The organism is Cryobacterium sp. TMT4-31, from assembly GCF_004403385.1.
Lineage (GTDB): Bacteria > Actinomycetota > Actinomycetes > Actinomycetales > Microbacteriaceae > Cryobacterium > Cryobacterium zongtaii.
Genome location: NZ_SOGI01000064.1, coordinates 48,645 through 61,153 on the forward strand (window position 1 = coordinate 48,645; position 12,509 = coordinate 61,153).

At 63.8% G+C, this 12,509-nt stretch carries 12 protein-coding genes; 1 reads left to right on the plus strand and 11 read right to left on the minus strand.

What is annotated here, in order from left to right; all coding sequences use genetic code 11:
- Positions 1-18: 18 nt before the first annotated feature.
- From E3T19_RS15170 to E3T19_RS15225, 11 genes are all read right to left on the minus strand, one after another.
- Positions 19-1,554 (minus strand): ATP-binding protein, encoded by a 1,536-nt coding sequence (locus E3T19_RS15170; RefSeq protein WP_241980276.1) that lies wholly within the window; start codon positions 1,552-1,554, stop codon positions 19-21.
- Positions 1,503-1,940, minus strand: coding sequence for a hypothetical protein (locus E3T19_RS15175; RefSeq protein ID WP_134409245.1), 438 nt, complete (start codon positions 1,938-1,940; stop codon positions 1,503-1,505). The genes E3T19_RS15170 and E3T19_RS15175 overlap by 52 nt, the downstream gene beginning before the upstream one ends.
- 42 nt (positions 1,941-1,982) lie before the next feature.
- Complete coding sequence (locus E3T19_RS15180; RefSeq protein ID WP_134409246.1) at positions 1,983-3,446, minus strand: SCO6880 family protein; 1,464 nt, start codon at positions 3,444-3,446, stop codon at positions 1,983-1,985.
- Between the two features lie 2 nt (positions 3,447-3,448).
- Complete coding sequence (locus E3T19_RS15185) at positions 3,449-4,837, minus strand: conjugal transfer protein TrbL (protein ID WP_134409247.1); 1,389 nt, start codon at positions 4,835-4,837, stop codon at positions 3,449-3,451.
- 30 nt (positions 4,838-4,867) lie between these two features.
- Positions 4,868-5,137: a DUF6112 family protein gene (locus E3T19_RS15190; RefSeq protein ID WP_103432436.1), complete on the minus strand. Its 270-nt coding sequence runs from the start codon at positions 5,135-5,137 to the stop codon at positions 4,868-4,870.
- A gap of 69 nt (positions 5,138-5,206) precedes the next feature.
- The gene (locus E3T19_RS15195; RefSeq protein WP_134409248.1) at positions 5,207-5,473 is read right to left on the minus strand and encodes a DUF6112 family protein; all 267 of its coding nucleotides are present in this window, start codon (positions 5,471-5,473) and stop codon (positions 5,207-5,209) included.
- Position 5,474: 1 nt separating this feature from the next.
- Entirely contained in the window at positions 5,475-6,641 is a 1,167-nt protein-coding gene (locus tag E3T19_RS15200; protein WP_134409249.1) for a M23 family metallopeptidase, read from the minus strand.
- Between the two features lie 7 nt (positions 6,642-6,648).
- Positions 6,649-7,302, minus strand: a complete 654-nt coding sequence (locus E3T19_RS15205; protein WP_134409250.1) for a hypothetical protein — start codon at positions 7,300-7,302, stop codon at positions 6,649-6,651.
- A gap of 44 nt (positions 7,303-7,346) precedes the next feature.
- Positions 7,347-8,420, minus strand: a complete 1,074-nt coding sequence (locus E3T19_RS15210; protein ID WP_134409251.1) for a ParB N-terminal domain-containing protein — start codon at positions 8,418-8,420, stop codon at positions 7,347-7,349.
- A gap of 1,391 nt (positions 8,421-9,811) precedes the next feature.
- The gene (locus E3T19_RS19670; protein WP_134409252.1) at positions 9,812-10,711 is read right to left on the minus strand and encodes a bifunctional DNA primase/polymerase; all 900 of its coding nucleotides are present in this window, start codon (positions 10,709-10,711) and stop codon (positions 9,812-9,814) included.
- Positions 10,711-11,769, minus strand: a complete 1,059-nt coding sequence (locus E3T19_RS15225) for an ArdC family protein (protein WP_134409253.1) — start codon at positions 11,767-11,769, stop codon at positions 10,711-10,713. The genes E3T19_RS19670 and E3T19_RS15225 overlap by 1 nt, the downstream gene beginning before the upstream one ends.
- A gap of 252 nt (positions 11,770-12,021) precedes the next feature.
- On the opposite strand from E3T19_RS15225, the gene E3T19_RS15230 reads away from it, so the two are divergent.
- On the plus strand, positions 12,022-12,504 hold the full coding sequence (locus E3T19_RS15230; RefSeq protein ID WP_134409254.1) for a hypothetical protein: 483 nt from the start codon (positions 12,022-12,024) through the stop codon (positions 12,502-12,504).
- The last annotated feature ends 5 nt before the right edge of the window (positions 12,505-12,509 follow it).

The window sequence follows — 12,509 nt, forward strand, 5'->3', positions numbered from 1 at the left end:
TCCGCTCGGGATGCGCGATTACCGCTCCGCGGACATCCGGGCAGTCGTGTCGAATGCTTCAAGCTCGTTGGGGTGCAGCTGGTGCTGCACGATGAAGCTGCGATCTTTGACGCGCCAGAGACCTTGACCGGTCCCGAGCGCGGGGAGCAGCTGCTGTTCTGTTCCGCTGAGCCCGAGGGCGCTCGCCGTGGATCCGAGCTGGTCTGGTTCCTGGCGGTAGACGATGCGAGTCTCGGCGTTCGCCAACAGCGACGACGCGAGCGCGCGCATGGCGGACCCGGAGTCACCAACGTTGTCGAGGTCGCTGAGTTTGTGGAAGACGAGCATGTTCGCGATCCCAAAATGCCGGGCCAGGCGCCACTGTGCATCCATGCGGCGCAGGAGTGCCGGGTACGCCATGAGGCGCCAGGCCTCGTCGTAGATGACCCATCGTTGGCCGCCGGCCGGATCGGCAAGTGCAGCTTCCATCCATGCGGATGAGCAGGTCATGAGCACGGAGATGAGTGTTGAGTTCTCGGCGACGCGCGACAGGTCGAGCGAGACCATTGGCAGTGAAGGGTCGAAGCGCACGGTGGAGGGTCCGTCGAAAAGTCCGGCGAGGTCGCCCGCGACGAGCCGACGCAGCGCATGGCCGACAAGGCGTCCATCTTCCGCGAGACGGCCCTCGTCGTCTTCCGGGTTCGGGGCGAGGATACGATCCACGACCATCGGCAGGATCGGCACCTCGGCGCTTCGAACCGCATCCGCGAGGGCGAGGTCGATGGCGGTGTGCTCAAGCGGACTCAGCACTCGATCGAGCACAGTCTCGGCGAGCGCGCCGATGAGCTCACGACGCCGCGACGCCAGCTGCGCCGACCACTCGGCGTCCGTAGCGGAGGCCGCCCGGTGACCTTCGTCGAGCGGGTTGAGCCGGTTGCGCAGTCCGTGACCCAGGATGATCGCCTTGCCGCCGACGGCCTCGGCCACGACGGTGTGCTCACCCTTCGGGTCCCCAGGCACGTAGACCCGACGGCCGAATGGGAGTGAGCGTGTGTAGAGCGACTTCGCGAGCGATGACTTGCCAGAACCTACGATGCCGGCGAGGACGATGTTCGGGGCGGTGATCATTCCACGCTGATAGAGCACCCAGGGGTCGTAGACGAATGAGCCACCCGAATAGAGGTCCTGCCCGACGAAGACGCCAGCCGAACCCAGTCCGGCCTCGGCGAGGAAAGGGTAGTGGCCGGACAGAGTAGCCGAGGTGTCCTGATGCTTCGGGAGCCGGAGTCGACCAGGCATCCGCAGTTGTGCGGGACCTGGCTCACCGCCGGCGGCAAGGTATTCGGTCGATCGCGCCTCCTCCCGTTCGGTCTGCCATCGCGTGCGCGCCTCGAGATGCTTCGCCCGCCGCGCGTCAGCCACGATCTGCGCCGCTGAGCGCTTGCGCGCCTGGCGGTCACGCCGGATTTCGCCGTGCGGCGCAAGCAGGTGAGTTGTGTGCAGGCGTTGGTCCTTTGGGTTGTTCACAGCGAGACCGAGCGCCCTGCCTTGTTGCTCGATCGAGCTCCAGTGCATGCCCAGGTTTCGGCGCGCTGGCGCGTCTGGGCAGGTTGGGTGGATGCCACCCTTGGCGTCCGGACGAGATTCGGTCCATGTTCATCTGGATAGCGGCGCAGCAGCGACACATAGCCGAACGGTGCACTGTAGGTCAGCACGTATGGTGATTCGTCGTCTTCGATAATCCGATCTGTCGACCCGGCCGGAATACGGTCGTAGACGTACCCGTTGGTGAGAGCAGCGTCAATCGTCTCGTCTCCGTAGTCCCACTTTTGTAGGTGCTCGATAGCCGCGATTGCGCCCCTGAGGTCGATCATGCCGAGCACTGCGTGGGCCTCGTCTCCCTGGAGGAAGACGACACTGATCCAACGAGGTTCGGCTGTGCTCAGTCCTTCGTCAAACATCTCGACTCCAATCGATTGCTTCATGGGACAGGTGCGCGCCGGTTACACGCTGCGGCAAAGGGGCAGCGCTGCGGCGGTGAACGCTTGTGCCTGTTGACCGACGAGCAGACGTGTCTCGCACGAGCTCTGGATGGCGGCCTGCTCGATTGACGCCACCGCGGCGTCGAGCTGGTCGGCAGTGGACGCCGTCACGCACACAAGTCCGGTTGCGCGAACAACACCGTGGCCAGCCGTGAGGTCTGCCTCCTGCTGAAGCACGTCTTCATACTCCGCGGTGGAACTGGCATCCTCGATCTGGCCGATACGCCTGCGTTGGTGAGCATCGCTGATGAGCTCGGTCTTCTTCTTGCGGAGGTCTCGCGCGGCCTGATCCGCACGAACGGGCAGATAGTGCAGCGACAGCGTGCGGAGAACACCGTTAGTGAAGACGAGTGGTGACAGGAACCCGGGGAACACCTGCGATCGTGGCCATTCGCTGATCCACAACACCGCGTGGAAGGCACTGTCCGTTCGCAGCCGATCCCAGCTCTCGGTGACGGCAACGGGGCCGGCAGTGGCGAGCGACCGTCCCATGTCAGGATGTCGTTCCAGGTCTACAGCAACGGCGGGGTCGTACGCGGTTCGCAGTATTCTCGCCAGTTCGTCAGCGGTGAGCCAGCTTCCGACCGAGAGGTCCGCGGACCTCAGCGCTCCCGTCAAGGCCGTCATCTCCTGGCGGAGCACCGCTGCCGCACCGCGCATGCCGCCGCCTTGCGTTCGGACCTGGCGCGCGGCCGATGCGAGATCGACGGAGAGGCTGATCGTGGTGGCGTGGCGCTCGCCGGCTGGTCCGGCCCTCCCGATGAGATCGCGATACGTGACCGCAGCCCAACCGCCGTCATCGATGCCGTGTTGCTCCCACCACTCGGCGAGCCCGGTGCCTGAATCAGGCAGTGTGCGTTCCGACACCTGCAGACGTGCGATGCGTCCTGACCTGCACGCACCCGCGAGTACACGCCCCCAACCGGTCACCCTCCGATGCTGCTCACCGGGGTCGAGCAACGCGAAGGCCGGGTGCGACACCGCCACCACTGCGGTGAGGGTTTTCGCGTGCGGATCGTGGATCATGACCGCCCCGGTCTCGGGATCGTTCCATTCGCGCAGGGCGGCCGCGTCGCCGGGAAGGGACAGCGTTCCAACGGGGCGCGGCCGGATGATTCGACGCCGGTAGGTCAGCTGGCGGTAAGCGACGCGCCACATCCACCGTGTGCCGACCGGCACCCACTCGACGAGCTTGCGGCCGCGGATCGAGACACCCGCGATGACCGCGGTGGTCACCCAGACGGGACTTGTCCACGCTAGGCCGGAGGCGCCAGCTGTGTACAGCGCTGTTACGAGAGTGAGCATCCCGATCGACAGTGCAATCAACTGTGGCAGCGACAAGCTCAGGACGATGCCGCGTTTGGTCAGACGGGAGAATTGGACGGGGGACAGCTGGTACTTGGCGCGGTTCTCGTCGGCGTCCATAACTAAACGTCCTTACGGCCGAGTCCGGATGCCGAGGCGGGTACCTCGGCTAGGGGCGTGGGGGTTCTTGGCTGCATGGGTTCTGGTTCCGGCGTAGGTGCGCTCGGTCCGGCGGCGTCACCGACTGCCTGTGTGTGAGTGTCAGCAGTCTGTCCGAGCGCGTTGCCGAATCCTGGTCCGGCCTCCGCGGCGGCGCCGGCAACTGCTGCTCCAACCACGATTCCTGTGCTGCCCACCCCGGCTGCTGCTCCCGGAACGGCAGGTCCGGCTCCAGCACTGGTGCCAGATGATGCAGGGCTGGACGCTCCGACAGTGGGGCCGGGGCTCCCGGTAGGCGAAGCGGTGGTGGGTCCTGGCCCAGATGGAGAAGTGCTCGCCGTCTGACCGGTTGGAGCCGTCGCCCCCTTCTCGTCGCCTCCGCTCGGGCCAAGAATCTTCTTGGCGCTGTCTGCCATCGGTGCGGCAGGCACAGGCACTGGACGGTTCAGGGCCGACTTCGCTTCCTGCTCACTCGACATGGCGTGGTACATGTCGAACCCGACGAAGCTGATGAACTTGTACGTGATGTACGGCGCGAACGCGGCAATGAACATGAGCACGATCCCAGCGATCGGGTCGCTGATCGAAGCCAGATCGGCGTCGATCGGTGCCGAGACTTGGGCGACCGCAACCAGGAAGATCACGACGAGCACGAGTTTTGACAGGATGAGCGCGATCACGAAGGCGACCCATTTTGCGAACCATCCCTTGGCGGCATCCCAGGTCGCGCCGGCGAGGGCGATTGGCCCGAAGACGATCGCCACGAGCAGCAGCGCCTTGCGGATAAGGAGTGAGAACCAGACGATCGCCGCGGCGCTGATCGCAAGCGCAGACAGGAAAATCGTCACGATCGCTCCAACCCCGGGAGCAGCGACGTTGACCGCTGTGAGGCCGGCGGGGAGCAGAGCGATTCGGTCGCCCATCCCTTCCATGGTGTTGCCACTTGCCTGAACGATGCCGATCGTTAGTTGATCAGTGATCTCGAGCAGCAACGCTGTGATGGTGATGAGAACGAAAGCACCCAGCACCGACTTGGCGAGGCCCGTGGCGGCGCGGGCAAGCGCGGTCGGGTCGCGGTGGATAAGCCCAGTAATGAGTTGCAGGCAGAAGAGCACGAGGGTGACGAAGACCGCGACGCCGAAGAGAACGTTATATACGTCGATGTACCCAGGGTCGGTGACGTCGACGAGTGTGGTCGTGTCGAAGGCGGCCCACACCGACTCGAACAGCCAGGCGGCGGCTGAGCCCATCGCGTTGGCGAGCCAATCGAACGGTGCCGCGACCAGTGAGGCAGTGCCTTCACCGACGGCGTCGCAAACGCTCGCGATCACCGGCACATCGCACACGCTCATAGGCTTGCCTTGATCATGTCTGAGTCACGGTCAGACGGCTTGGCCGACGCCCCAGAAGAAGTTGACCAGCGTCACAGCCGCGCCGCAGATGATGGCCGCACCGCAGGACACGAGCACGCCGGTCTTTCCGCGCGAAGCGAGATGCGGGTTGGACGAGTTGGCCCCGAAGCCCCAGACGATGGCCGCGACGATCAAGGCGAGCACGCTCAGGACCAAGCCGATGGTCATGACCGCGCCCACGATGGTGCGCAGCTGGTCGATGCCAGGTAGGCCCGTCCCATTCGGATCAATGTCGATCACAATCAGCTCCCTCAATCGATGGACGTACGACAGACAGGAGCGCACTGCGTCCCGTTGGGGCTGCGGCCGTTACAGAGTTGAACCGATATCGATTAGGAAGTTGACCCAGGCGACACCGGCACCGGCCAGGGCAGCTGCACCGCAGGCGACCCAGAGCCCGGTGCGGGCGCGGACGGCAGTTTGGAAGTTGCCGCTCGCCGAGGCGAGCGCCCAAGTGACGCCAGTGATGATCATCATGAGCACCGAGATCATGAGCACTAAGGTGAGCATGGCGCCGACGATGTTCTGCAATTCTTCGGCGCCACCGACGGCTCCGAAGTCGGGGAAGACATCCATCTCATTCAGCCCTTTCTGGTGTGCATCCTGCTGTGGTGACCGCTGCACCTGTGACACCGGCGGCGCCGTTCTCGGCGAGCCACTGCTCCGCATTCACAGCAGGTTGGTCTGCTCCACCCGGGTGGATCTCTAGGTGTAGGTGGGGACCGGTCGATTTGCCCGCTGAGCCGACATCGCCGACGTGCTGGCCGGCTGCGATGCTGTCGCCCTTGGTCACCAGGATGCCCGCGTCGTACATGTGGGCGTAGTACGAGGCGACGCGCTCGCCGCCGACAGTATGGTCGATGACGATCAGCCCACCGTAGGTACCGCGTTGCCCGGCGAAGCTGACGATGCCGTCCGCGACCGCGAGGATGGGCGTGCCCGCGGGCGCAGCGAGGTCACTTCCGGCGTGGAACCGTGATTCACCGCTGTAGGGGTCCGTCCGCATTCCGAAGCTGTCTGTCTTTGTATACGTGCCGTCGGGGAGCGGGAACGCCACCTGTGATGTCTCTGGAACTATCTTGTCGAAACCGGCGGCGCTCGCCGACTGCGATCGAGTCAACGCGGCGAGGATCGACTCTGCGACGGGCTGGAAGTCTTGGTATCGGTCCGGATAGGCGCTGACTTCGACGGCCTGCGCGGCCTCGCCCGGATCGAGTAACTGCCAACCCGGGATGTCAAGCAGGCCGCGAGGTGACCCGCGATTCGGCCCGGAAAGCCCACCGAAGAATGCGCGTGCCTGGTAGTCCGGATCCATGAGCTCTGCCACAGTTCCCCAACCTGAAACAGATCTCATCTGAAACAGGCCGAGGGAATCATGATCGGAGCCGAGTCCGTCGTTTGGATACTTCCCTGACTCCGGATAGGCGCTGGTGTTGGCCAGCATCCGGAGCGTTGACTCCGTGAGCGCGGCCATCAACGCGATGAGGGCGCCCTCTCGGCCGACACCGGGTGTTTGTGCCCCTACCGTGGCAATTGTCGCGGCATGGGTGAGCTGGTTCTTGTTCAGAGTGATCGAACGGCCATCGCGTGTCTGGGCTGTCAGCGAGTCGGGCACGCTGCCGACGGCGAGGGATCCCGAACCGCATGAAATCGCCGCCGGGTTCATCAGGGTGGCCACGCTCACCAGCCCGATGGAGGGGCCAACGAGTATGAGTACCACGATGACGACTATGAGCTTCCTCATCGCTCAATCACTTCAAAGGACGGTCGAGCTGCGAAAGCCGAAGGAGCACACACGGTTGTCCTTCCCGGCACGCAACGAAAATAGTGAACGCCACCGGACGCTCTGTACGGATGACTTCGGTATTCCACGTACCCACTCGGTGACTAGTTCCCATGATCGTTATTGCCGTTGCACCTGGTGGAAGCTGTCCTGCCGTGGCTTGTTGCAGTGCAGTGGACCACGACTCGGGGACGGCGATTGACTCCACGTCGAGCCGTTGTTGGGTCCCGTAAGCGCTCAAGCGCTCCCACATCTCAGGGCTGGGCAGGTAGCCGCGAACGTCGGACGCCAGGGCTGGCGCCTCTTCCGCGTCGGCGACGTCGAGCGGCGCCTGCCCCCATTCGGCAGGGCCACCCTCGTGCCGGGTGTCCCAATTGAACAAGGCTCGAGCCACGCTGCTGGCGAAGAGCTCGGCGTTCGACGTCAGGAGCACCGGCCGAGGTTCATCGGCGCGTCCAGGCGAGACCGACGGGGCGGATGTCTCGACCGCGAGCCGGTCCGGGGGACTCGCCCTCTCGGGGCCTCGGATCAGGCCGTACAGGCCGATCGCCATGAGCAGAATTAGCGTGAGGCCGCCGCAGATGACTGCAATGATGAAGCGGCGCTGGTGAACGAGGGGCATTTCAGGCCCTCAGTTCCAGGTACCGTAGTGCGTCTTGTACCGGATCATCGGCTTGCCGATAGCTGACTTGAGCCGAGGGAAACGTCGCGCATACGGCGTAGCTGCTCAGCGAAAGCGATGGTGCCTGCCAACGTCTCTTCGAACTGCTCCCATTGCCCGTCCGTGAGCTGGGCCGAGATCTCCTCGACGTCGTAGCGCAGCCACCATTCACCCATATCGTGCCAAAGGAAGACGAAAGAACGGACAGGCAGTTTCGCGTCAGTTGTGGCAATCGCTCGAGTCTTCTTGGACTTGGTTGCGGTTTTGGCGCGTGCCAGCGCATCTTGAGCCAGACGTTCCAGGTCGGCATCCGGGGTCATGGGAGCAGCAGCGTGGACCCGTGTCGCACCCGCCGACGAGGCTTCGCGGATGCCAACAGGCTGTCCGGGGTCTGCGGCCATCCGCTCAAGTTCGAGTACAGCAACTTGAGTGTTCATCCTGTGTTGTGCAGAGGAAACCGAGCCTCCGTTGTGGATCGAGTCGAGCTCGGCCGTTGCGCGACTTCGCAGTGCGTCGTCGAGGCTCTCATCAGCGGCGATTCGTTGCAGCTCGCCTATCCGTTCGAGCATCGTGTAAGAGCGGCGCCCAGTGACGAAGAGAGCAGCTTGGGTGCGGGCAGGCCCATCAAGCTGAGTTGACGGTGATGCCGTTGCGGCAGCACCGTGTGACCTGGGATTTTCTTGTTCGGAGCCGAATCGCGAGGCTTCCTGACGACGCCTTGCGTCCTCGGCCAAAAGGACCTTGACCTCGCGGTAGAGAGTGGCCGCCTCAGTCGGGCTCAGTTCTTTGTGAAAAGCGTTGTCGTCTTGCTCGGCAAGTAGCTGGGTGAGCCGCTCCGATATGCCGGAGCGAACCCAGACATTGAGCCTTCGTACCCCCAGCTGCCGAAGTGCGGCGAGGCGGCGAGCACCACAGACAAGAGTGCCTTCAGGAGTCACCGTGATGGGCTGCAGGAGCCCTTGACGCTCGATCGAGGCCGCGAGTGCGTCTATGTCGCCGAGGTCATTGCGGTGGCGCGAACCTATCCGAATGGAGTCGATTGACCGCTCCAGCTCGATGTGGCCTGGCGTGTTGGTCATACTCGCACTCCTGGTGCGTTGGCCACGATGTCGGAAACGAGGTCATCGTCGCGAAGTAGAGTGCGAAGTGGCTCGCCGATAAGCAACCGAAGCAGGATGCCGCGGCTGGCAGCCGTGTGCGCTTGCAGCGGATCGCAGTTCCCTAAGAGCGCTCGAAGCATCGACATCCACGCTCTCTGTGGAATGTCCAAGTGCGCTCGGGCAGAGTAGTCGCGGCGCAGACACTCGAATGCAGAGGGGCGTGATTGGGAGTCCGCGAGCCTGCTACAGATGTACTCAACGCAGCTTCGTGCTCGGTCAGACTCCCAGCCCAGCAGTGTGAACAGCATGATTGCGTCCTCGACAGCCGGTTCCACTTCAGGTCGCGGCGATGCGTCGGTCTGTGGGCAGGCCGAATCCGTGCGGAACGCCGGGTGATACTCCGGTAGTGGGTGCTCCCGATCACTGAATCGCTCGGCATCGTGGTACCTCGAGATCTTGCGTCGGCGTGCCTGGTGCACTGAGCACAGAAGACCCTGGGCACGTTCCTCCGCAATACAGGTCACCTGCACCGCCCTCGTCACGATCGCCCAAGGGTCGTCGGCCCGCAACGCCGACGGTGCTCGCATGGCGTCGTACGCAGCGGCGGCTGCCTCCCAAGGATCCAGCCCATGTCTGTGCGCCAGGGCTGCGTAGCGTTTGGCGGCGTATCGCATGAGCTCGGATGCCTCGGGGTCAGTTCGCCAGCTGAGACCACCGTCGGCCTGCAGCCTGGCGAGCACCGTTCGCAGTCCCTCGGAGTCGTGAAACGCCCTCGAATCTGCTCCTCGGTGTGTGGTCCATTCCATCACGGCACCTCCCTTCGGATTGGTGTGCGTCGTCGCACTGGCTGCCGTTGAGATCAGGTTCGGCCGAGCTCGGGGCGTGAAACCTGGGGCTGGTCGTTTCGCTGCCCGAATTCGGAGAGCGGGGGAAGCTTGCTCGCGCGGTCGCGTATTGCGCGGCGAGTGGTGGCCGGGGTCCTGCGCATCCGGCGTGCGAGCTCCGCCTCAAAGTCGATGCCCCGACCGGCCATACGCCCGGTGCTGCTGCTGAGTAGATCCGAGGCGCGAACCCAGTTGACGTCGCCACCGGGGGAGCGCTTTTCCTTGCCAGTGAAGAGTAATCGTCTGTCCGCTTCGTTGTGCGAAGCTGCTACATCAGAGCGAACGGGATCCTCTGCGGGCAATGGATGCTGCGGCTGCGTTTCGCCGAGGGTCTCGATAGCTGCTGATTCGCCTACCTCGTCGAACTCATCCCTAGCCATGGCTTTGGTCCTCCCTCATTTCGATGGTTTGAACTACAGGAGTGACGACACTTACCTGGATGGCAACGCTCTGAGGATGGCAAGACGTCGCCGTGAGTGCGAAATGTCATCCCAGGCACGGCGCGTCACCTCGCCCGCGTACCTGAGCTCCTGGGTCGCACCATTGCTCGCTTTGTGCGCCGGGCGCATGTGGGGTGGCCGGCCGGCTCGCGGACCGGATAGTCGCTGTGATTTCCGCAGTCGGCAGCCCCGCGGACTCTGCAGCCGGAGCCAGCGCAGCGTCAATGTCCGCGGGCACAAACCCAGCCTCCACAAGTCGGCAGGCCGCCCAGAACAGGCCTCTGTTTCGTTCGCCCTCGGCGAGGTCGCTGACCCACTGCGCCAGTCGCTGAGGCTCAGCCGAGGCGAGCACCTCCGGCCTCGATACCGCCCGAGGCGGTCTGGGTGCAAAGAACTCCCGGAGGGCGATGGCGTCGACCGGCTTCGAGTCCGCCGCTGAGAGTGAGTCGAGGCGGTAGCTGAATCGGCCGTTGGGTGTCGCCAGTCTCGAGGGAGGCACAATGACGTAGCCGCCGTCGCCACGAAAGTCGATGTGCGCAGCTGCAGCTTGCCAGCATCGTTGAGGGCGGCTCATCAGCGCGGGGAAGTAGACGTGCATTCCGCGGGAAGGGGTACGCACCCGGGCCAGTTCACTGTCGACGAGCCCGGCGGCACTCGCACGCGCATACGCAACGAAACCCGAACTCGCGGCTGTGACGTCGATATCGACCACATCGAAACCAGATGGGCTGCCCGTCGGCATCCCGATATTCGCAGAGGGCCAGCGGGCCCACCAAGCCCGCACTTGGTCTAAGTCAGAGCTTGCTTCGTGAAAACCGGCATGAGTGAGCGGACGTTTGCCCCCTCTGGCACACGGGAAGATCGGGATAGCTGCCCGCGCGAAGGAGAGAGCCGCGCTTCCCAGCGAAGATTGTCTTGTGTCGAGCAGCACGTCGACGATATCCATCAGAGTGTCCTGACTCCGAGCCGCTCCGACCGGTGATCGAGGGCATCCGGCACTGTGACTTCTGAATGCCCGACCGGTTGAGACAGGCCCAACTCGGGAGGATCGCCGGCCCCTATTTGATCGGTCGAGAGCCGGTCGAGAATCGCGACGGCCACCCGACGCACGCGCTCGCCAGTCGCCTGGATAACCTCGGTCTCGGTCTTGTCGGGCACGGAGCTGGCCCAAGCGGACACGTACGGAATCGTGTAGTCGCTTGTATCCATCCCGTGTGCCGCGCCGATCATCAGTGCGACTGACTCCGCTTCTACTTCACTCACCCCGCGGAGCGACAGTGCGCCAGCGTCGAGATCGTGCATCCTGATGTGCGCCAGTTCGTGGCTGAGCGTCTTCACCCCGGCCGCAGGATCCATGTCAGCTCGCACCGAAACGACTCGGCGCACGAAGTCGGTCAGGCCGTTTGCTTCATTGATCGCGGCGGCATCCGGTACCAACACGACAGCGAAGCCAGACTCTTGGATGAGCGCTCGAAGGCCATCCCAGAGTCCCTTGGGCGCCTCGCCTCGGAGCATGATCGGCCCGGGATGCTCAGGGATCGGCGACCCCTCGGTTTGGGTGACATCCCACACGTATGCGGGTCGGGCTCCGACCATTCGCTGGCGTACGACCTCACCGGCTCGAGGCCGCTCGTTTCGGCTAAGCCGCCGCCACGAACTCATGTCGATGGGGGAGGAGCTCGCGAAACGCGCGGTGAGGGGCGCGAAGATCATGTAACCCTTTTGCCCGGCGATCACGTGTCGCCCGAGCGCTTGCCAGTGCCGGAACCCGGCCACGTAGCTCGGGAGTTCAGTCGGGACGGTTCCACGTTCGTGCGCTTCTGAATGCTGCGCCCAGATCAATAGTGAGTTGTTGAAAGACCGTGATCGAAAGCGAGCGGAGAACTCAAGGGCGCGGCTCCACTCATCTCCATTGACGAGCTCCTCGACCGAGGCAACCAGGCGTTCGTGAAGGCTCGCGAGCTTCGCATCCCAGTCTTGTCGCGCTTGCGGTTTCGTCGACACATCGATCACCTTCCCAAGTGGCTGCCAACACTGGTGTGTGGCTGACACAGAGGTGCGCCTCGCCATGCCAGCGCCCTTGGCGAGTCGTCTCCGTTGAGCATGCTCAATTGGTCTCAGGTTCGTTTTAGCACCACATTTGAGCATGCGCAACCATTGCGTTGGTCATGCTCAAAGACTAGATTGAGCACTCCCAAGGCCTCGAGTGACCGCCGACAATGACCGGGCCAGGGCGCAGGGCGAGAGGGTCTGTCTATGACCGATGAAGATGACCAAACAGCCGCCGAGAATCTCGCAAAACGCCTCCGGCTGCTGCTCGACGTTGCGACCGCGGAGACGGGGAGCGAGCCGACCTTCGCCCAGATCGCCACGTACCTCGAAGAGCGCGGCACGAACCTCTCGCGGTCGCGATGGACGTACATGGTCAACGGTCACCGGTATGTACAAGACCTTCCACTATTCGACGGCCTGGCCGCATTCTTCGACGTCGATCCCGCGTTCATCACGGGTGCCGCCGATGCTGACATTCCCGCAAAGGTGAGCGCTCAGCTCGACCTCGTTCGCGCAATGCGAGCCGCCCGAATCAAGACCTATGCAGCTCGCACCCTGGGAGACATTTCCCCTGGAGCGCTGCAAGCGATCAGCAGGTTCTTGGATGCGGAGATCTCTCCGAAATCTCCAGAAGCGTACGAGAATCGTGCCGGAGATGAGCCCAAGATAACGCATGAATTGAGGTGAAGACG

Excerpts from the sequence above, each read along its gene's own strand:
- E3T19_RS15170 (WP_241980276.1), bottom strand. The coding sequence starts at position 1,554 with ATGCACTGGAGCTCGATCGAGCAACAAGGCAGGGCGCTCGGTCTCGCT.
- E3T19_RS15175 (WP_134409245.1), bottom strand. The coding sequence starts at position 1,940 with ATGTTTGACGAAGGACTGAGCACAGCCGAACCTCGTTGGATCAGTGTC.
- E3T19_RS15180 (WP_134409246.1), bottom strand. The coding sequence starts at position 3,446 with ATGGACGCCGACGAGAACCGCGCCAAGTACCAGCTGTCCCCCGTCCAA.
- E3T19_RS15185 (WP_134409247.1), bottom strand. The coding sequence starts at position 4,837 with ATGAGCGTGTGCGATGTGCCGGTGATCGCGAGCGTTTGCGACGCCGTC.
- E3T19_RS15195 (WP_134409248.1), bottom strand. The coding sequence starts at position 5,473 with ATGGATGTCTTCCCCGACTTCGGAGCCGTCGGTGGCGCCGAAGAATTG.
- E3T19_RS15200 (WP_134409249.1), bottom strand. The coding sequence starts at position 6,641 with ATGAGGAAGCTCATAGTCGTCATCGTGGTACTCATACTCGTTGGCCCC.
- E3T19_RS15205 (WP_134409250.1), bottom strand. The coding sequence starts at position 7,302 with ATGCCCCTCGTTCACCAGCGCCGCTTCATCATTGCAGTCATCTGCGGC.
- E3T19_RS15210 (WP_134409251.1), bottom strand. The coding sequence starts at position 8,420 with ATGACCAACACGCCAGGCCACATCGAGCTGGAGCGGTCAATCGACTCC.
- E3T19_RS19670 (WP_134409252.1), bottom strand. The coding sequence starts at position 10,711 with ATGGATATCGTCGACGTGCTGCTCGACACAAGACAATCTTCGCTGGGA.
- E3T19_RS15230 (WP_134409254.1), top strand. The coding sequence starts at position 12,022 with ATGACCGATGAAGATGACCAAACAGCCGCCGAGAATCTCGCAAAACGC.